This is a genomic window from Microbacterium helvum (assembly GCF_014779795.1).
GTDB lineage: Bacteria > Actinomycetota > Actinomycetes > Actinomycetales > Microbacteriaceae > Microbacterium > Microbacterium helvum.
Genome location: NZ_JACXZS010000001.1, coordinates 182,502 through 201,745 on the forward strand (window position 1 = coordinate 182,502; position 19,244 = coordinate 201,745).

The following is a 19,244-nucleotide window of genomic DNA, read 5'->3' on the forward strand; positions in this document are numbered from 1 at the left end:
CATTTGGCCAGTCGAGCCCCCGAACTTCACCGGATAGTGGACACACGAACAACCCCGATCGATCCAGAAACGCGGATCACGGGGATGCCAGGACCCGGACCACACGCCGGGACGAGGCATCCCTCCCCACTCGCAAAAGCAGTCGCTCACAGGAAGGCAGGGACATGACACCTGCAACCGCCACCCCGATGCGCATCCGCACCGGACCGATCCCCACCCAGACCCACCAGCCGATGCTCGAGATCGCCGGCCACCTGGGCCCGCGCTACGACGAGATCCTCACTCCTGAGGCCATCGTCTTCCTCACCGAGCTGCACCAGCGCTTCGGCGCCCGCCGCCACGACCGTCTCGCCGACCGCATGCGCCGTCGCTTCGAGATCGGCAACGGCCACGACCCGCAGTTCCGCGATGACACCCGCCACATCCGCGAGGACGCCACCTGGCAGGTCGCCGGCGCCGGTCCCGGCCTGGAAGACCGCCGCGTCGAGATCACCGGTCCGACGGACCCCAAGATGACGATCAACGCGCTGAACTCCGGCGCGAAGGTGTGGCTGGCCGACCAAGAGGACGCCACCAGCCCGACCTGGAAGAACGTCATCGAGGGCCAGCTGTCGCTGCGTGACGCGATCCGCGCCGAGCTCGAGTACACCAGCCCCGAAGGCAAGCGCTACGAGGTCACCGCGACCGAGACGCCCACGATCGTCATGCGCCCGCGCGGCTGGCACCTGCCCGAGCAGCACCTGCGGTTCACCGACCGCACCGGCCGGACGCTGGCCGCGTCGGGCTCGCTCGTGGACTTCGGGCTGTACTTCTTCCACAACGCCGAGCAGCTCATCGCGAACGGCCGCGGCCCCTACTTCTACATCGCCAAGCTCGAGTCCAGCGAAGAGGCGAAGCTGTGGGACGACGTCTTCACGTTCAGCGAGCAGTACATCGGCATCCCGCACGGCACCATCCGCGCGACCGTGCTCATCGAGACGCTGCCTGCCGCGTTCGAGATGGAGGAGATCCTCTTCGAGCTGCGCGATCACGCGGCGGGCCTGAACGCCGGCCGCTGGGACTACATCTTCTCGATCATCAAGAACTACCGCGGCCGCGGTGCCCGCTTCGTACTGCCGGACCGCAGCGAGGTGACGATGACAGTGCCGTTCATGCGGGCCTACACCGAGCTGCTCGTGCAGACCTGCCACAAGCGCGGCGCGTTCGCGATCGGCGGCATGAGCGCGTTCATCCCGAACCGCCGCGACCCCGAGGTGACCGCGCGGGCGTTCGAGAAGGTCGCCGCAGACAAGAAGCGCGAGGCCGGCGACGGCTTCGACGGCACCTGGGTGGCGCACCCCGACCTGATCCCCACCGCGCGCGCCGAGTTCGACGCCGTGCTGGGCGACCGCCCGAACCAGCTCGACCGCCAGCGACCCGAGGTGTCGGTGACGGCGGCCGACCTGATCGACGTGCACATCGGGCGCCCGATCACGGCGGCGGGCGTGCACGCCAACGTGTCGGTGGCGATCCGCTACCTCGAGGCGTGGCTGCGTGGCCTCGGCGCCGTCGCGATCGACAACCTCATGGAGGATGCCGCGACCGCCGAGATATCGCGGTCGCAGGTGTGGCAGTGGATCCACCAGGACCGCACCACAGACGACGGCACCCCGATCACCCGCGACTACGTCGAGGGCCTGATCGGCCAGGTGCTCGGCGAGGTCGAGCGCAACGACGGCGACCGGTTCGACGACGCGGCCGAGATCTTCCGCGAAGTCGCACTGGGCCAGGAGTTCCCGGCGTTCCTGACGCTCCCCGCATACACCCGCTACCTGGCCGAGTCCGAGTGACCGACCGCACGAGACTGCACCGACGCAACGAGCAAGGAAGAGACATGACCTCCTACCACGACGACATCGAAGCCATCCGCGACCTCAAGGAGCAGAACGGCCCGAGCTGGGATGCCATCGACCCCGAGTCGGTCGCTCGCATGCGCGCGCAGAACCGGTTCCGCACGGGACTGGAGATCGCCCAGTACACCGCCGACATCATGCGGGCTGACATGGCCGAGTACGACGCCGACTCGTCGGTCTACACCCAGTCGCTCGGCGTGTGGCACGGCTTCATCGGCCAGCAGAAGCTGATCTCGATCAAGAAGCACCTGAAGTCGACGAACAAGCGGTACCTGTACCTGTCGGGCTGGATGGTCGCCGCGCTCCGCTCGGAGTTCGGGCCGCTGCCCGACCAGTCGATGCACGAGAAGACCGCGGTGCCGGCGCTGATCGAAGAGCTCTACACCTTCCTGCGTCAGGCCGACGCCCGCGAGCTCGACCTGCTGTTCACGAAGCTCGATGCCGCCCGGGCCGCGGGCGACGAGACGGCGGTCGAGTTCATCCAGTCGCAGATCGACAACCACGAGACCCACGTGGTGCCGATCATCGCCGACATCGACGCCGGCTTCGGCAACCCCGAGGCCACGTACCTGCTCGCCAAGAAGATGATCGAGGCGGGCGCCTGCGCCATCCAGATCGAGAACCAGGTGTCGGACGAGAAGCAGTGCGGCCACCAGGACGGCAAGGTCACCGTCCCGCACGAGGACTTCATCGCCAAGCTGAACGCCGTCCGCTATGCCTTCCTCGAGCTCGGCATCGACAACGGCGTCATCGTGGCCCGCACCGACTCGCTCGGCGCCGGGCTCACGCAGAAGCTGGCCGTCACGCGCGAACCGGGCGACCTCGGCGATCAGTACAACGCCTTCCTCGACACCGAGGAGATCGACGGCGCCGACCTCGGCAACGGCGATGTCGTCATCAAGCGCGACGGCAAGCTGCTGCGCCCGAAGCGCCTGGCCAGCAACCTGTACCAGTTCCGTGCCGGGACCGGCGAGGAGCGTGTGGTGCTCGACTGCATCACCTCGCTGCGCAACGGCGCCGACCTGCTGTGGATCGAGACCGAGAAGCCGCACGTCGAGCAGATCGCGGGCATGGTCGACAGGATCCGGGAAGAGATCCCGAACGCCAAGCTGGTGTACAACAACAGCCCGTCGTTCAACTGGACGCTCAACTTCCGCCAGCAGGCGTACGACCAGCTGGTCGCGCAGGGCGAGGACGTCTCGGCCTACGACCGCGCCGACCTCATGAGCATCGCGTACGACGGCACCGAGCTGGCGAAGCTGGCCGACGAGAAGATCCGCACGTTCCAGCGCGACGGTTCGGCGCGGGCAGGCATCTTCCACCACCTCATCACCCTGCCGACCTATCACACGGCAGCGCTTTCGACCGATGACCTCGCCAAGGGCTACTTCGGCGACGAGGGCATGCTGGCGTACGTCAAGGGCGTGCAGCGCCGCGAGATCCGCGAGGGCATCGCCACCGTCAAGCACCAGAACATGGCAGGCAGCGACATCGGCGACAACCACAAGGAGTACTTCGCCGGTGAGGCCGCCCTCAAGGCCGGCGGTCAGCACAACACGATGAACCAGTTCTGAGGATGAGGTGGATGCCGGGGCCACAAGCCCCGGCATCCACTCGTCCTCACCCCAGCCGGGCCAGCGCCCAAGACCAGTCGATGCGTTCCTGCTCCAGACGCACCGACGGGCCGAACCGGTCCGTGACGAGGTCGTCGTAGACCGCCTGGTCGCCGGCATCCAGCCGCGACAGCGCGGCGTTCGTCGGCGTGCCCTCGACAACCCACCGCTCGCGGTGGGCGAGCAGGGTCTCGCGATCCATCAGCACCGACTCGACCTGCGGCAGCCACGCCTTGACACGGTTGAGGATGCCGAAACCGTGCGTGTCGAGGTCGCCCCAGTAGCTCACCGGCACGTCGGCCAGCCATTCCAGCGACGCCGGCTGATCGGCGTCGTAGCCCTTGCCCCACAGCACCACGCCACCGGGCGGCACGGGCACGCTGAGATAGGTGATCTCGTTCTCGACGACGAGCGCGCGCGACGGTCTTACACGCAGCGTCCGCAGTTCGTCGACGCGGAAGGATGCCTCACTGAGCACCGACGGAAAGCCGAACACCGCAGGGTCGAACCGCAGCCGCACCGTCTGCGGCTTGGCCGCGAGCCCGAGATCCCGCACGAACCTCGGCGCGGCGCTCGATACGCCGAGCATCTCGGCGAGCGGCTTGCGGTGACGCTCCACGAACTTGGTGTCGACGGACCGTGCGGTGATCTGCCGCAGGTACAGGCCCGATCCGCGGTGCGCATCCAGCCACCGGAACGCCGACAGCATCCGACCCCAGTCGTCCGCGAGCGCGATCGTCGCGGTCGGATGCGCGAGCGCCCAGGCGCGTGGAGCTTCGTCATCGTCCGACGCCTCCACGACCCGTCGAAACGTCTGTGCCTCCTGCGCGGCGCCCAGCAGCTCCCACGCCTGGTCGTGACTCTCCACGACGGCGCGAGCCGGGACCTCGGTGGCTCCGCTGATCCGTCCGCCGATCCGGTCCCGCTGTAGGCGGTAGGCGCGGCCGCCGCGCGAACCTCGGACGACGGCATCCACCCACGCCCTCGCCGCGTCGAAGTGCTCGGCCAGATCCGCAGCGGAGGGATGCCGCAACGCCACGTCGATCGGCGTGAACTCTTCACGCAGCGCGAACGCCCGCAGCAGCGACCCGTCGTCCCAACGGCGGCGCACCACGGCACGGACACCCTCGACACCGGTCCACCGGGACGGATCAGTCATGTCCGGGCCGCCGCTGCGACCGCGGCCGCTCGCTGCTGCTCGCGGAACTCCTCGATCGTGAGCGTCCGGACGCGGGACGCCGCACCGGTCGGGTTGTCGACGAACCCGATCGCGCTCACGTATGGCTCGATGACGTGCACCTTCTGCAGCGGCGTGACGATGAGCAGCTGCAGCCCGAGCTTCGCGAACAGCTCGAGCGCATACCGGGTCGAGGCGTCGGAGCCGCGGCCGAACGCCTCGTCGATCACGACGAAGCGGAAATCGCGCGACGCCGCGGCACCCCACTGCAGCTTGAACTGGTACGCGAGCGAGGCGGCCAGGATCGTGTACGCGAGCTTCTCCTTCTGCCCGCCGGACTTGCCGTCCGAGTCGGTGTAGTGCTCGAACTCTTCGCCGGTCTCGCGGTCCTGCTCGCTGGCGGCGAAGGTGAACCAGGTGCGCACGTCGGTGACGCGGCGCGTCCACACCCGGTCGCTGTCGGCGTGCCCGTCGCGGCCCTTGAAGCGTTCGATGATCGCGCGGATCTGCGCGAACTGCCGCTCGGGATCACCGCCGTCGGTCGCCAGCGCGTCCGAAGTCGCCTCCCGCAGATCGGAGCGGAACTGCCGCACCTCTTGGTTGACGGTCGGCTCGGCGTCGAGCACGATGATGCGGCCCGGGTTGTAGTCGATCGCCTGCAGCGCCTGGTTGATGGTCTCGATGCGCAGCTTGATCTCGTCGGCCTGCTTGCGCAGCCAGGCGTGGAAGCCGACCAGCTCGCGCACCGCGTTGGTGTTGAGCTGATGCCGGAACTCGCTCTCGAATCGCGGCAGGTCGTCGCGCTGCACCCGGTCGTGCAGGGCCCGGAACTCGCCGACCGCCCGGATGTCGGCATCCATCTCATCGCGCAGCGCCGGCCATTGCCGCAGGAAGTCGGCCATCTTGTTCTGGATGCTCGTGGTGTAGCCGAGCATCTCGCGCTGCGCCGCGTCGATGGCGCTGGTGAGCCCCGAGATGAGGGTCTGCGACAGCCGGTCACAGCCGTCGATGGTGCGCAGGTCACGGCGTCCGGCACGCTCAGACAGACTCGGGTACAGCGCGCGGGCGCGCGTCAGCACGTGTTCGTCGAGCGATGCCAGTGTCTCGGTCTCGCGCCGACGGCGGGCGTCGAGTCCGTCGCGGGTCGTGCGCAGGGCGCCGATGGCGCCGATCGTGTCGTCGTATTCGTCACGCAGGCGGGCGTCCTCGGCGTCGAGCCCGGCCAGCCGCTCGTCGATCGCCGCGAGCCGGCTGGAGCCGGCGATGAGCGTGCGGCGCTCTTCTTCGAGGCCGCCCAACAGTGCGGCTGCCGCGGTCACATCGAGCGCCTGCCAGCTCGGGTACTGCCCGAGCGCGGCCAGCGCCTGACCTCGCGCGGCAAGCGCCCCGGCATCCGTATCGATCGCCGCGAGCGCGCGCTCGATCTCGACGAGGGCATCGTCGTGACCGGCGACCTCGGCTTCGAGCGCGGCGACCTTGTCGGCCCGGCTGCCGCCGAGAACCCATGAACGCGGGTCGGTGACGGCGCGGCGGTCGTCCTTCTCGTGCCGGTCGCGGTCGCGGATCAGCCCCTGCACGGTGACGGCGCGGTCCTCGCGCTCAAGCTGATCGACGGATGATGCCAGCACATGATCTGCGCGGCGTTCGAGCTCGGCGCGCAAGAACTCTTCGAACGCACCGCGCTCGACGGCGACGGCATCCATCAGCCGCGGTTCGGAATGCGACACAGGGAGTGTCCGCACCCGGCGCTCGGGAACCCGCAGGTACACGAGGCGGGCGTTGAGCCGGTTGTCGTTGATCCATCGCGAGGCTGCCGCATAGTGTTCCTGCGGCACGAGCAGCGACAGTGCGAACCCGCGCAGCACGCGTTCGGCGGCGCCCCGCCACGGTGCGAACTCGTCACGGACGTCAAGCAGCTCGGCCGCGAACGGCAGGTCGGTCTCGTCGAGGCCGAGCGCTTCGCCGACCGCCCGGCGGACGCGGTCGAGGTCGGCGGGCAGGCTGTTGCGCCGCGTCGCGAGCGACTCGAGCTCGTTCGCGACGACACGGCGGGCGTGGCGCACCTCGGCGCGGCGGTCGAACAGCGGATCCTGCCGCTCGCGCAGGGCGGTGCGCTCGTCGTCGAGCCGAGCACGCAGCGCGCTCGCAGCTTCGGCGCGGGCGCGGAAGTCGATCTCGGTCTCGACGGGGTCGAGGCCGAGCACCTCGAGTTGCGCGCTGTACGCCCGGAACCGTTCGACGCGGTCGTCACGCGTCGACCGCGCTTGCGGGATCTCGACCTCGAGAGCCGCAAGGCGGTCGCCGCCCACGCCGGCGCGCTCGAGCACCAGGCGGTCGCGCTCGGGCACGAGCGCCTGCCGCGCGTCGGCGAGCTGCTGCTTGCGGGTCTCGGCTGCCCCCAGCTGTGCCTCGGCATCGTCGATCGCCGCCACGGCCAGCTCGGCCACGCGCTCGGCGATGAACGGCACGACGGCCGAGCGCTCATCGCCCAGTTCGGTATGGCGCGTGGCGGCAAGGCCGTACTTGTCGGCGGCCGCCACGAGAGGCCCGAGCACGGCCAGCTGCTCGGTCGCGGTACGAACGGCCTCGTGCGCGGTGACGAGGTTGTCGTAGTGATCGACGATCGCGCGCACCTTGCCCGAGGCGTCCATGGGCTCGAGCATGTGGTCGCGCACGAAATCGTTGAGATTGCCGACCGACTTCATCGACACGGTCTGGTGGAACAGCTCCATCGCCTGCTCGGAGGGGATGCCGAGCAGGCGGCGGAGGCGCCGGTGGTACTCGGGGAACGTGTTGTCGATGTCGGCCCCGCGCGAGCGCAGCTGCGCGCGAAGCGCCTTCAGGTCGGACCCGAAGCGGCTGAAATCGGGATCGATCTTCAGCGGCACGGAGGCGGTCACGAAGAAGCGCTCGGGCTGCCCCGTCCGGTCCTTCTGGTGGAACACCTGCGCGACGGTGACGGTCTCGCCGAACCCGACGTTCGTGAAGCGCCCGAGGATCACTGAGTACGCCGTGTGGTCGCGCAGACCCACGGGCCGCGACGCACCCGTCGCTTCGTTGCGCTCGGACTTGTAGTGCCCCTCGACGTAGCTGCGCAGTGTCCGCTCCTTGGCGTCGGCGCCGGCCGCCTTGTTGTACGCGATGCGGTGCGCGGGCAGCAGCAGCGTCGTGATCGCGTCGACGAGGGTCGACTTGCCGCTGCCGATGTCGCCGGTGAGCAGTGCGGTCTGTCCGTCGGGAGTGAGTGACCACACGCTGCGGTCGAAGGTGCCCCAGTTGTACACCTCGACCTGACTGAGGCGATAGCCGGCCCGCGCGATGGCAGGACCGTCCACCTCGAGGGCCGAGAACAGGGCGTCGCTCATGAGTCGCCCTCCGATTCAGAGGTGTCGGGTACGGTCGGGACGAGGGATGCCTCGGCCTGGCCGTTCGGGGGCGCCCCGGCGTACGCCGCCAGCCGCGACGCGAAGTCGGCGAGCGTCTGCGCGTCGACGTACGCCTTGAGGATTCGGCGCACCTCCCACGCGCCGCGCTGACCGCGGAGTTCCCGCAGGAAGCCCAGATCGGCGACCTGCGCGATGGTGCGATCGGCCTGCTCGACGATGCGCGCCTCGTTCGTCGACGACGCCTGGAAGACGCGCAGCAGCTCGACGATCTGGTCTCGCGTGAGCACGAGTTTGCCGGCCTCGCCCGACGCCTCGAACTCGACCATACGACGGCGCAGCAGCACGAGCAGCAGGCTCACGTTGTAGGTGAGGCTGCGGCGGCGCACGAGCCGCGGCAGCGCATCGTCCCCCTCTTCGGGCTCACGGGTGCGCAAGAACGCGTATCCCTCGTTCTCGTCGACGATGACGTCCACGCCGATGGCGGCGAAGTGGTCGGCGACGGCGGCGCGATGGCGGCCCAGCGCCTCCCACACCGGCTCGTGGGCTGGGGTGTCGCGGTACACGACCTCGCGCATCAGCGCGATGATCGCCGTGGCGACGGCCTGTTCGTCGGGGCTTCTCATCGGCGCGTCACCGTCACCTGGGGCATCCTCACCCGGCGCGGCGTCCCCGCCGCGTCGACATAGTCGATCGTCGTCTCAGGACCGTTCTCGGCGACCGCGATCGACAGCTCTTCGTCGTCGAGGGTCAGATAGCCGAGGATCTCGGCCGCCCCCTCCTGCACCGGGTACAGCGCGACGATGTCGTCGAGGGTGACCGTCGCGCGCGGCGGCACGATGGCGCGGATGTTGCCGATGAGGCGCGCGGTGTCGATGACGTGCTGCGCGAACAGGCTGTCGAACTCGACTTCGTCGACCGCCTGCGGCGCCGGCATGCTGTCGACCACGACATCAGGCTGCGGGTCGTAGAGGGGCCGCTCGAACACCAGCGCGATCGGCAGCCCCGGCTCGTCGACCTGCACGCCGATATCGGCGGGCGGCCGGTCACGCACGGCCAGCGCCGACGCTTCGACGGCGCGGACGAGATCGAGCACTCGCCGGTTCTCGACCCACACCTGGTCGTCGAGGAAGCGCCGCAGCTGCTCGGAGAGTCCGCGGACCGTCTGCTGCGTGCGCTCGGCGGCGTCGGCCCAGTCGTGGTGCACGCGCCGCACGCGACGGTCGGCGCCGAGCTGCGGCATCCCGATCACGGCGTCGAGCAGGTCGGACAGTTCATCCTGCCGCCCCTCCGAGAGCAGGAAGTCGTAGAACGCCTGAAAGCTGCGGCCCTGGTCGGACGAGGCGATGTCGGTGCGGCTGCTGACGAGCTCTTCGAGGAGCGCGCCCTTGCCGCCGTCCCAGCCGGCGATCTTCTCGCGCGCCGACCGGTCGAGGGCGCGGAAGTTGTCTTCGACCTCGCGGAAGTCGCCCAGCAGCTCGCGCGCCGTGCCCGCGAACTGCTGATACCGCTCGCGCAGGGCGGTGTCGTCGAGCACGGCGACCCGGCCCTCCCGGGCATCGGCGAGCTCGCGCTCGATCGCGTCGCGGCGGCGTTCGAGCTCGGCGACGCGCTCGGCCGGGTCGGCCTGCGCGCCGTGGACGATCTGCCGCAGCAGCTCGACGAGGGTCTGCAGCCGCGACTCGGTTCCGACGAACGAGCGCGAGCGCAAGCCCTCGACCCAGCGGTACGCCTTCTCCAGCGCGGGCGTCGCCTCGACGTGCACCTCTTCGGAGCCCGCAGGGTAGAACCGGCGCAGCAGCCCGGCCTTCGGATCGGACCAGTCGTCGACATAGGCCGCCGCATCCTGCGGATACCGGTCGGGCGTCGCGCGATGCACCGCGAACAGTTCGTCATCGAGCGCGGACACGAGCTCGCCGAGCGGCACGGCCCCGCGGTTGTCGTCGATGAACCGCCGCCCGAGGAACGACAGGATCAGCGGCGCATTGTGCGCGCGCAGCACCCGCCACGCGGGATGCCGCTCCCAGAGCCGGTCAAGTTCGTCGAGGTCCATCGCGTCCCAGGGTACGAGAGTGCGCCGACAGCGGCGAACCGGAGATATGAGCGCGCGCAGGGGCGGGTTCTCGAGAGCTTCTCGCGACGTTTCGTCTTCGCTCATGCCTCGCTCCGCGGGGCGACCAGATGTCGGGAGCTCAGCGAACCAGGAGGATCTCGCAGTCCGTGGCGTCGCGCACACCGCGCGCGAGCTTCTCGTCGGCGGTGATGAGCTGTGCACCGAGCGCTTCGGCCAGTGCGACATACGTCGCGTCGTAAGCCGTCGCCACGTGTCGCAGGTCCCAGATCCGTTCGAACAGCATGTCGGCGGGCCAGCGACGGGCGGGAAAGTCGCGGAGATCGACGAGCGCCTGCGCGCCCCGGTCCGGGGTGAGGATGCTGCCGGCCACAAGCCCGCGAACGACAGACAGCGTCTCGACATCTGCGAGATGCGGCACGTGGAGGTCGCCCGCGGACACCGCTACCGCATCGACTGCGCGCTGTCCGCGCGGGCTCATCGTCAGGAGCTCGACGAGCACCGACGCGTCGACGACCGCCGTCACGCGGCGTCGCGTTCTGCCCGGAGGATCTTCTGCGCCGCATCCCCGAGATCGACCGACCCACGCACGCGCACGCGGTCGAGCAGCTCATCGAGCGTCGGCCGCTCGGCCTCGCGCTGGATGATCTCGAGCACGTACTCCGAAAGGCTGCGTCCCGACGCGGCGGCGCGTGCCTTCAGCACACGGTGCACGTCCTCGGGAACATCCCGCACCTGCAGATTCGACATGCACTCAGGTTACTCCCATGCATAACGCATGCAAGGGCTCAGGCGTCGCTGCGATAGCGACGGGGCTTGCCCTCACCGAGGTCGGCCAGCCGCTCGACGCGCTCGACGTCGAGCGGCTGATCCAGCAGCGCCGCGAGCGCCCGGCGCACGGCATCCAGATCTCCCCCGGCGATGCGCGCGCGCACCGCACCCGTGGCATCCTGCTCGACGCTCCAGCCGCGCGCCCCGTGCGTCTGAAGCTGCTGCGTGAGGTCCACGCACGGCACGCGCGTGCTGTCGCCGCGGACGAACACGGTGTGCTCGCGCCCCTCCAGGTCGGCGATGCCGATACCCCCGTCGGGCAGCGTCACCAGCCGGCCGAAGTCGCCGGTGCGGTAGCGCACGAGGGGCAGCAACGGGTTCTCACCCGCGGTCACGGTGATCTCGCCCACCTCGCCGGCAACGACCGGCAGTCCGTCTGCGCCGAGCGTCTCGACGAGCACCCGCCGGTCGAGCACGCGGAACGGCCCGTCGTCGGTGCGCACCGCGATCGGGCGTGTCTCGTGCAGGCCGTAGACGTCGAACACCGGGCAGGCGAACGCGTCTTCGAGGTCAGCGCGCAGCGGCGCCGACAGCGCCATCGCGCCCGAGAACAGCGCGAGCGGCTTCACGACGGCACGCAAGTCGGGCGCGAGCAGCTCGGCGAGGCTCGTCGGGTTGCCCGAGATCGCCTGCGGTGCGGCATCCCGCAGGAAATCGGAGCGATCGGATGCCGCAGCCCACGCGCTCCCGTGCAGATTCACCCGCGCCATCGCGCGCTGCGCGAACGAGCTGACGAGCGACACGTACGTGAACGCCTGTCGCTGGTGCACGACGTTGACGAGCGCGAGCCGCTCGCCGTCGGGACGCCAGTCGACCGCCGCCTCTCGGGCGAGCGATACGAGCAGGTGGAAGCCGCGCGCGACCTCTTCCACGTCGTCGGGGATGAGCAGGGCGGCGCCGGTCGATCCCGAGCTGGAGCCGCGCAGCATCCGGTCGAGATCGGCGTCGAGCGGCACGAACCCGGCGAGATCATCGACGAGGTCCGCGCGGCTGATCGGCGGGAAGTCGTGCAGCCGGTCCAGTCCCGGCATGCGGCGGTAGCGCAGCAGCCGGCGCGCGGTGTCGAGGTGCGCGTCCAGCCAACCGTCCGTCGGCAGCGGCTCGCGCACGCGATCGACGGCGTCGGCCGTGAGGCGGTCCCCCGTCTCGTGGACCCAGCGCGGGGCGGAGGGATGCCTCCGCCACCGCTGCAGGCGGGCCGCGCCCTCGGCATCCATCGTGGGCCAGCGCTCGGCATCCGTCAGGACCGCGGCGTCGCCGGGCACGTACTCGGCGAGCGCGAGCGGATCGTCCGGGTCACTCACTCGAATACCTCGCCGCGGCCTCGCGGGCGCGGGCCTCGGCGAGCCGGCGCGCGATCTCGGCCCGATGCGCGTGCTCGGCGTACGCCTCGGCGAGGGCCGCGTTGCGGCGCAGCGAGTCGCGGGCGTCGAGCAGCGAACGCGCCGTGTGGGCGTCCTCGCCGGCAGGCAGCAGGCCGCACCACAGCAGGAACGTGCGCGCAGCCTCTTCGCGGCGCTCGTCGTCCGACAGCCACTCCAGCGGAGCGGCCACCGGCGCGAGCCGCAACGCGAGGGCGTCGACGGCGAGCGCACGCCCGGCCGTGGCCGGTGGCGGGTCGAACGGCTCAATGACGTCCTCGCTCGCGATCAGCCACAGGGCGATCGCGGCACCCTGCCGCACCCGCTCGTCGTCGGCGTGCGCCGTCGCCGTGACGCCGCGGCCGAGGATGTCGCCGGCCAGGGCCGCGATCGACACGTGCTCATCGAGGAACGGCTTCGGAACGCTCGACAGACGCGCCGCGACGGCGGCGAGCGAGGGACCGGGCTGCGCACCCGCCCACTGCGCGTCGACGGAGGGAGCGGATGCCGCCCACACCCCGAGGACCTCTTGCGCCTCAGCCATGCAGCACCTCCGCGAGTCGCGCGCACGCGGCGGGCGCGTCGTCCATCTTCGTCACGTAGAGCATCGCGTACCCGGCAGCGGTGGCGAGCGCCTCGACCCGCCGTGCCGAGTCGAGGACGACCAGCGAGCCGGTCGTGAGCTTGCTGCGCACCCGGGCGGCGACATCGGCGTACGGCTCGTTGCCCACGCCGAACATCGAGGTGAGCCCGTCGTCCGACAGCACGACGAGATGGCGACGGATGCCGGGGTCCGAGGCGCCCTCTGGACCCGACACTGCGGGCAGCGGGTCGTAGCGGCGCGCGAGCAGATCGAGCGGGAACGATGTGCCGCCGCCGAAGTACAGGGCCAGGTCGCCCACGATGCGGACGTGGTCGCGGCTGAAGCCGTCCGACCCTGCCGCCTGTCCGGGACCAGAGAAGCTGGTGACGCGCACGCGGCCGCCGCCGCGCAGCACCGAGAGCGCGAGGATCGTGCCGGCGAGCACGGCGGCCGAGCCCCGCGACGGATGCGGCATCGAGCCGGACGAGTCGATGTACAGATCGAGCTCGATGCCGGTCTCGGTCGGCGTGGGCTCGTCGTCGAGGTACGACCGCCGCCGCGTCGTGACGCCGGGCACGACGACCGGCGCCGCCTGCAGGGTCGCCGACCAGTCGAGGTCGGCGAGGTCGTCCCCCACCCCCCACGCCTCGAGCGGTCCGGGCAGCTCGGCGACGGGCAGCGCGGGGCTGCGCTGGGTGAAGGGGCGCACCCACCGGGCCGCCTCGGCGCGGTACCACGCCGCGAGCACGGCGGCGGCATCCGACCCCTCGTACAGCGCGAGGGTCTGGGCGACGCCGAAGCCCTGGCCGCCGCCCTCCGCTGCGGCGTCGGCGTCCGACGGCGCGGTGCCGCCGGCGGCGCCCGGATCGCCCGCCTGTACACGTGAGGGCACCTCACCGTGCAGACGGCGGTCGGCGAGCACGCGACCGAGCTCGTCGGGCGTCGCCGGCGCCGAGTCGGCCGCGCACGCTCCGGCGCCGCCGGGCAGACCCGACCCTCCCGGCCGGCTCGATCCGCCCGGGCTGCCGGCGCCGCCGGCCCCGACGCGGGCCGAGCCCGCGCCCGCCGACGTCCGCTGCCGGGCGCGCTCCTCCGCGACGACGTACGGGGCCATGATCACGCCGAAGCGCAGCGCGCCCGAGACGGCGTCGCTCGCGAAGGCGCGCACGAGGCGCGCGACGTCGTCGGCGTCGACCGCGGGATGCGTGGTGACGGCGGCTTCGAGTTCCGCGGCCACGCGCTCGGCGGCGCGGCGGGCTTCGCGAAGGGCGGCCTCGCGCTCACGGAAGCGCTCCGGCACCTGGTCGAGCGGCCGCTCGCGGGCGGCTTCCGACTCGGACGGCGCCTGCGGCGCCACCGCCACGGCCGGGGCCGTGAGTGCGCACAGCTCACCCGCCGGCAGGTTCCACAGCAGCTCGTACGCCCGCAGGTACACCCACCACAGCGGCCGCGTCGTCTCGTGTCCGCCGCGGTACATCAGCCGCGAGGTGCGGATGATCCCCGCCTCGCCACCGGTGGCACCGACGCCGCGCGCGGCATCCCGCCGGCGCTGCAGCAGCGCGACCCGGGTGTTGACCAGCAGGTCGGTCCACAGGTTCGACAGCAGCGAGACGTCGTCCTCGCGCAGGGTCTTCACGCCGGCGGCGACCAGTGCCCGCGCGAGCTGGTGCCGGATCTTGAGCTGATCGATGCGAGTGCTGGGCGCGAGGGCGTGGTGGCCGAGCTCGTGCGCGAACACGCTCTCCAGCTCGCCGTCGGCGCCGAGCTCGTGAAGCATCGCCGGATCGACCGCAATCGCCGGCGGAAACGTGAACCACGCCGCCGCACCGCGCTCGGCGCCGGCGCCGGGCAGCAGCTGCGCATCGCCCATGTGCACGCCCCACAGATCCTGGGCGCGCACCCACGCCTCGCGCGCCGGTCCCTCCAGCACGGCGTGCGCCGGCGCCGTCGCCGTCCGCGGCGAGCTCATGCGGCATCCTTCACGTGCACCCATGCCAGGTACGAGTCTTCGAGACACACGATCGACGTTCGGGAATCGGATGCCGCCGCCCGCGGCTGCTCGTCGAGTCTGACGAGCCGCGACCCGAACACGTCGGCATCCAGCCGCCACCAGTCGGCTCCGGAGCGGATAGCGAAGACGCCGTCGTCGCCGAGAGACCGGCCGGCGTCGGGCGGGGCCGTCCATGCGCCGCCCAGTCCGCGGAACCCGCCGACCGCGCACACATAGCCGCGCGCCTCCGCACGCCCCGGCCACCAGAAGCGATCCGACGCCTGGCGCTCGGCGAACTCGTCGACCGCGTCCTCGGCGAGGAACAGCGCGGCCGCGACGGCGCGCCGCCCTGCCGCGTCCGCGCGCAGCACGTCGAGCCGCGCGAGCGCGTCGTCGCGCAGGGCCAGCGCGCCGGCGCGCCAGGCCGCGATGCCCGCGAGCGAGACAGCGTGCTCGGGTGCGGCATCCAGCCGCTGCGCAGCCGCGAGCGACGCGCCGAACCGCCCCGCGTCGCCGCCGGCCGCTCGCACGTTGTGCGCCGCGAGCGCGAGATCCACGCCCGGCACCTGCTCGGGGGCACCCGAGGCCGGCACGTCGCGATTCGCGAGGTGCCCGGGCCGGCGGATCATGCCCGGCGCTCCGCCCAGCGCAGATACGCCGTGTAGCGCTGGTGCAGGTACTTCAGGCTCGTGAGGTCGTCGAAGTCGCGTCCGTAGAGCTTGCCGGTGGCCGAGATCGTGCGCACGCGCGCCTCGATCTCGGTGAGCCGGCGGGATGCCTCCACCGCCGTCACGCCGTCCAGCCCCGCATCCAGCTGTGCGAGCAGCTCGCGCACCGGGTCGTCCTGATCCCGGCCGAGGGCGTCGTACTGGCGGCAGGACTCGGCGAACAGGTCGGCGAGCCAGCTCACGACATCGGTCGCGAGCTCGTGCTCGGCGCCGATGTCGAACCGCGGGTGCGTGGGGTTGGGCAGCAGCTTGCCGCGCAGCACGAACGGCAGCATGGCCGCGACATCGTCGATGCCCACGGCGGGCCGCCCGCGGAACCACGCCACGGCCTTGGCGTACACGATGAGGGTCTGCAGCGCCCGGACCGACAGCCCGTTGAGGGTCTGCGCACCGAGGTCGGCCGTGAGATCGGCGCCGGAGTTGCCGTCGATGACTTCGGCGACGCGTCCGCCGGCCGTGGTGACGGTGTCCTTCGTGCGGTACTCGAACCGGCGCCCGCCGCCCTGCACGAACTCGAAGTGGCTGAGGAAGAACTCCAGCCGACGACGCACGTCCGGCGGCATCGGCACCGCGCGGATCTCGTCGCGCATGCGTGCGTGCTCGTCGGGCGCGAACACCAGCTCGGCGGGAACGTGCTCCTCGGGCTTCTCGCCGGCTTCGACGCGGGTGACCAGCTCGTCGAGGAAGCGGCTATTGAAGCTCGCGGCCTGTACCGTCACGTCCATGCGGTCGCGCAGCGCCTGGATCACGGGGAACGTGCCGCCGCCGGCATCGTCGTTGGCCGTGAAGAACCAGCTCTCGACGCCGCGATCGGGGTTGGTGCGGTGCATCTGGTCGTGGCTCTCGACGTAGCCTTCGGCGACCATCGTCAGCAGCGCGGACTGCGTCTTGGTGGGGATGCGGTTGTACTCGTCGACGATCTTGACCGGACGCGTCAGCCATCCCCGCCACGCGATGCCGATGTCGGTGAGGCTCGACGCGTTGATGAGGTCGCGCGGCAGCGGGATGCCGACGAGGTCGCTGATCGTCAGCTGCGGCTGCCCCTGCTGCACGCCGCGGCGCACCTCTTCGGCCGACGAGCCCGACAGCACGCCCATGATGACCGCGACGGTCGTCTTGCCGCGGCCTGGGCCGCCGATCAGCAGGCACTTGCCGCCGACCGCGAACGAGAGCAGCGGCAGCAGCACGTTCGACGAGAACGACGCGTCGGTCGGCACCGTCAGCACGGCCCCCGCGTCGCCCAGCGGAAAGCTCACCGGGGCGCCGTGCGAGAACTCGATGTCGTAGTACGGCGAGATGACGGCGCGGTTGACGATCCAGTAGTAGGTGCGGCGCAGCTTCTCGTCGAGCGGCACGTGCGCCTCACCGGGAGCCGCGACGCGGAACAGGTCCTCGGCGGTGAGCGGCTCGATGCCCTCCGCGGCCGCCAGCGTGGTGGGTGACTCCGAGACCTTGTGCCAGCGATCCGCCATCGCGCCAGCCTAACCGCGACCCGCGACAGCGCCCGCCGCGGCGGCCTGCAGCGCGAGCTGCTCGTCATGCGGACGGCCCTCCAGCGGGGCTGCGAACGAGAGCCGGCGTGCGATCGCGGCGTCGATGAGCGGGAGGGATGCCGCCACCCGCGCCGCGACGTCGCCTCGGACCTCTGCCCACGGCGCCGGCTGCGCCGCGAGTTCGTCGCGGAAGCGCTGCTGCATGTCATGGCGGATGTGCTCACCGTCGCGCGTGCCGTCCTGCACGAACGGGATCTCGTCGCCGGTGAGCAGGTAGAGGTCGGGGCGGTGCGTCCGCGCACGAGCCAGCAGCCGCTCGGTCATCGCCGGGGCATCGGTCGCGTCGACGTATCGCTCGTGCCACAGCGCCGTCGCGAGCACATCGGTGTCGCACACCAGCAGCGGCACGGGGACGCGACGCAGGGCAGCATCCTCCAACGCGATCTGGCGATCCACGATCAGGTCGAACTCGTCGCTGCGCCACGGCGCTTCCATGCCGCCCTCGCGGGTGAGCGACAGCTCGCGCCCGTACTCCGGCACCCACGCGGTGCGGTAGGCCTCGGCGAGTGCCTCGGCCAGCGTCGTCGACCCCGTCGACTCGGCGCCGAGCACCACGATGCGGGCGGCGAGCGACGCCCGCACCGCCGGCGACAGCTCGTGCCAGTGCGCGGCGGGGTCGGCGCGGATCGCGGTGCCCGACACCGGGTTGCGTTCACGGCCGGGGTCGACCTGCACCCACTGCACGCCGAGGCGACCGGCGAGCTCCGCGCCGTACGCGTCGGACGTGAACACCGCATCGACGGGGCGGTCGAGCAGCCCCGCGATGACCGCCGTGTGCGCGTCCCATGCGTCGGCGCTGTCGAAATCCACGGGTGCATCGTCTATCGCCGCGACCACGTGCGCGGTCGGGTGCTCCTCGCGGATCCAGTCGGCGCGCGTGGCCAGCGGGATCGATTCGACGGATGCTGCCAGCACCTGCACCGTCACACGGTCGCTGGCGCGCAGCGCCTCCCGGATCAGGTGCGAATGACCGGCGTGCAGCGGATAGAACTTGCCGATCACGAGCCCATGGCGGAAACGGCGCTCACGCACGGGCGGCCTCAGGTGCGGCATCCATCCCGCTCTTCTCCCCCTCGACCCCCGCGCGCTCGACCGCGCGCCACGACCGCCAGCCGTACACGCACAGGCCGATGAACAGGGCGTAGAGGGCGGCGATGATCCACAGGCCGGTCACGATCGCCAGTGCGACGAACGCGATGTCGACCCCGATCCAGACGAACCAGTTCTCGATCCACTTGCGATTCAGCATGTACTGCGCGACGAGGCTCGCAGACGTCGTCGCGGCGTCCGCGAGCGCGACCTGCGAATCGGTGAACGTCGCGAGCACCCAGGTCAGCACAGCCGCGCCGACGACGCCCGCGGCGATCAGCCAGCCGATCGCGCGGCGCGGCGTGCGGGCGATGTAGCCCTTGTCGTGCTCTTCGCCCCTGGTCCAGCGCACCCAGCCGTGCACGCCCAGCGCCAGGTACACCAGCTGGAGTCCCGCGGCGGCGTACAGGCCCGCCGGGACGAACACCACGAGGAACACGATGTTGTTCGCGATGCCGAGGGGGTACGTCCACACGTTGCGACGGCCGGCGAGCAGCACGCACGCGGCGCCGGTCGCGAAGCCGAGGATCTGCGTCCACTCGGCGAGAATCCAGTCGATCACCCTGCGAGCCTACGGAACGTCCGGTGGTCCGAACGCGTCAGCCTGCGGCGCCGTCCGCGCGACCCGTGCGACCGGTGCGACCCGTGCGACCCGTGCGACCGGCGACGACGCCGGCGGCGATGAGCCAGACGGCCGCCCACGCCACGCCGAGCAGCAGCATCCCCAGCGGCAGCACCAGGACCATGTACCCCATGTCGCCCTGCAGCACCGCGCCCAGCAGCACGGCGCCACAGGCGATCACCCCGGCGCCCGCGACGATGCGCAGCACCCCCGGAGTGCGCACGGGCCGAAGCGTGCGCGCTCCCCACACCACCAGCGCGATCCCACCCGCTGCGAGCAGCACGATCGGCAGCAGCAGCATGATCATCGCGAGCACCATGCCGCCAGGCTAGCCGCGGCGCGGGCCCGCGC

The 19,244-nt window shown here is 71.2% G+C and carries 16 protein-coding genes; 2 read left to right on the forward strand and 14 right to left on the reverse strand.

Annotated features, from left to right (window positions below):
- Positions 1–188 precede the first annotated feature (188 nt).
- Together aceB and IF188_RS00890 are read left to right on the forward strand one after the other, a co-directional pair.
- Positions 189–1,829, forward strand: coding sequence for a malate synthase A (gene aceB, locus IF188_RS00885; RefSeq protein ID WP_191170284.1), 1,641 nt, complete (start codon positions 189–191; stop codon positions 1,827–1,829).
- Positions 1,830–1,873: 44 nt separating this feature from the next.
- A complete protein-coding gene (locus tag IF188_RS00890; RefSeq protein WP_191169900.1) occupies positions 1,874–3,466 on the forward strand; it encodes an isocitrate lyase in 1,593 nt (530 codons plus the stop codon).
- A 46-nt stretch (positions 3,467–3,512) separates the two neighbouring features.
- Here IF188_RS00890 and IF188_RS00895 read toward each other — a convergent pair whose 3' ends face one another.
- The 14 genes from IF188_RS00895 to IF188_RS00960 all read right to left on the reverse strand — a co-directional run bounded on the left by IF188_RS00895 (position 3,513) and on the right by IF188_RS00960 (position 19,212).
- Positions 3,513–4,664, reverse strand: a complete 1,152-nt coding sequence (locus IF188_RS00895) for a Wadjet anti-phage system protein JetD domain-containing protein (RefSeq protein WP_191169901.1) — start codon at positions 4,662–4,664, stop codon at positions 3,513–3,515.
- Positions 4,661–8,047 carry an ATP-binding protein gene (locus IF188_RS00900; protein ID WP_191169902.1) on the reverse strand — a complete coding sequence of 1,129 codons (3,387 nt, stop codon included), beginning with the start codon at positions 8,045–8,047 and terminating at the stop codon, positions 4,661–4,663. The genes IF188_RS00895 and IF188_RS00900 overlap by 4 nt, the downstream gene beginning before the upstream one ends.
- Entirely contained in the window at positions 8,044–8,691 is a 648-nt protein-coding gene (locus IF188_RS00905; RefSeq protein WP_191169903.1) for a DUF4194 domain-containing protein, read from the reverse strand. The genes IF188_RS00900 and IF188_RS00905 overlap by 4 nt, the downstream gene beginning before the upstream one ends.
- Positions 8,688–10,118, reverse strand: coding sequence for a DUF3375 domain-containing protein (locus IF188_RS00910; protein ID WP_191169904.1), 1,431 nt, complete (start codon positions 10,116–10,118; stop codon positions 8,688–8,690). The genes IF188_RS00905 and IF188_RS00910 overlap by 4 nt, the downstream gene beginning before the upstream one ends.
- Before the next feature lie 139 nt (positions 10,119–10,257).
- Positions 10,258–10,662, reverse strand: a complete 405-nt coding sequence (locus tag IF188_RS00915) for a type II toxin-antitoxin system VapC family toxin (RefSeq protein ID WP_318152691.1) — start codon at positions 10,660–10,662, stop codon at positions 10,258–10,260.
- Entirely contained in the window at positions 10,659–10,886 is a 228-nt protein-coding gene (locus tag IF188_RS00920; protein WP_191169905.1) for a FitA-like ribbon-helix-helix domain-containing protein, read from the reverse strand. Before IF188_RS00920 ends, IF188_RS00915 begins: the two co-directional genes overlap by 4 nt.
- A 38-nt stretch (positions 10,887–10,924) precedes the next feature.
- Complete coding sequence (locus IF188_RS00925; protein WP_191169906.1) at positions 10,925–12,271, reverse strand: phenylacetate--CoA ligase family protein; 1,347 nt, start codon at positions 12,269–12,271, stop codon at positions 10,925–10,927.
- Positions 12,264–12,872 (reverse strand): phosphohydrolase, encoded by a 609-nt coding sequence (locus IF188_RS00930; protein WP_191169907.1) that lies wholly within the window; start codon positions 12,870–12,872, stop codon positions 12,264–12,266. The genes IF188_RS00925 and IF188_RS00930 overlap by 8 nt, the downstream gene beginning before the upstream one ends.
- The gene (locus IF188_RS00935; RefSeq protein WP_191169908.1) at positions 12,865–14,880 is read right to left on the reverse strand and encodes a VWA domain-containing protein; all 2,016 of its coding nucleotides are present in this window, start codon (positions 14,878–14,880) and stop codon (positions 12,865–12,867) included. The genes IF188_RS00930 and IF188_RS00935 overlap by 8 nt, the downstream gene beginning before the upstream one ends.
- Complete coding sequence (locus IF188_RS00940) at positions 14,877–15,530, reverse strand: potassium transporter Kef (protein ID WP_191169909.1); 654 nt, start codon at positions 15,528–15,530, stop codon at positions 14,877–14,879. Before IF188_RS00940 ends, IF188_RS00935 begins: the two co-directional genes overlap by 4 nt.
- Entirely contained in the window at positions 15,527–17,101 is a 1,575-nt protein-coding gene (locus IF188_RS00945; RefSeq protein WP_191169910.1) for an AAA family ATPase, read from the reverse strand. The genes IF188_RS00940 and IF188_RS00945 overlap by 4 nt, the downstream gene beginning before the upstream one ends.
- A gap of 9 nt (positions 17,102–17,110) precedes the next feature.
- Positions 17,111–18,214 (reverse strand): AAA family ATPase, encoded by a 1,104-nt coding sequence (locus IF188_RS00950; protein ID WP_318152692.1) that lies wholly within the window; start codon positions 18,212–18,214, stop codon positions 17,111–17,113.
- The gene (pnuC, locus tag IF188_RS00955) at positions 18,207–18,833 is read right to left on the reverse strand and encodes a nicotinamide riboside transporter PnuC (RefSeq protein ID WP_191169912.1); all 627 of its coding nucleotides are present in this window, start codon (positions 18,831–18,833) and stop codon (positions 18,207–18,209) included. Before pnuC ends, IF188_RS00950 begins: the two co-directional genes overlap by 8 nt.
- Positions 18,834–18,870: 37 nt before the next feature.
- Positions 18,871–19,212, reverse strand: a complete 342-nt coding sequence (locus tag IF188_RS00960; RefSeq protein WP_191169913.1) for a hypothetical protein — start codon at positions 19,210–19,212, stop codon at positions 18,871–18,873.
- Between the last annotated feature and the right edge of the window lie 32 nt (positions 19,213–19,244).

Bases quoted from the DNA above. Each gene is read 5' to 3' on its own strand.
- IF188_RS00910 (WP_191169904.1), bottom strand. From the start codon at position 10,118: ATGGACCTCGACGAACTTGACCGGCTCTGGGAGCGGCATCCCGCGTGG.
- IF188_RS00905 (WP_191169903.1), bottom strand. From the start codon at position 8,691: ATGAGAAGCCCCGACGAACAGGCCGTCGCCACGGCGATCATCGCGCTG.
- IF188_RS00935 (WP_191169908.1), bottom strand. From the start codon at position 14,880: ATGAGCTCGCCGCGGACGGCGACGGCGCCGGCGCACGCCGTGCTGGAG.
- IF188_RS00895 (WP_191169901.1), bottom strand. From the start codon at position 4,664: ATGACTGATCCGTCCCGGTGGACCGGTGTCGAGGGTGTCCGTGCCGTG.
- IF188_RS00920 (WP_191169905.1), bottom strand. From the start codon at position 10,886: ATGTCGAATCTGCAGGTGCGGGATGTTCCCGAGGACGTGCACCGTGTG.
- IF188_RS00930 (WP_191169907.1), bottom strand. From the start codon at position 12,872: ATGGCTGAGGCGCAAGAGGTCCTCGGGGTGTGGGCGGCATCCGCTCCC.
- IF188_RS00890 (WP_191169900.1), top strand. From the start codon at position 1,874: ATGACCTCCTACCACGACGACATCGAAGCCATCCGCGACCTCAAGGAG.
- IF188_RS00900 (WP_191169902.1), bottom strand. From the start codon at position 8,047: ATGAGCGACGCCCTGTTCTCGGCCCTCGAGGTGGACGGTCCTGCCATC.
- IF188_RS00960 (WP_191169913.1), bottom strand. From the start codon at position 19,212: ATGGTGCTCGCGATGATCATGCTGCTGCTGCCGATCGTGCTGCTCGCA.
- IF188_RS00945 (WP_191169910.1), bottom strand. From the start codon at position 17,101: ATGGCGGATCGCTGGCACAAGGTCTCGGAGTCACCCACCACGCTGGCG.
- aceB (WP_191170284.1), top strand. From the start codon at position 189: ATGCGCATCCGCACCGGACCGATCCCCACCCAGACCCACCAGCCGATG.
- IF188_RS00940 (WP_191169909.1), bottom strand. From the start codon at position 15,530: ATGATCCGCCGGCCCGGGCACCTCGCGAATCGCGACGTGCCGGCCTCG.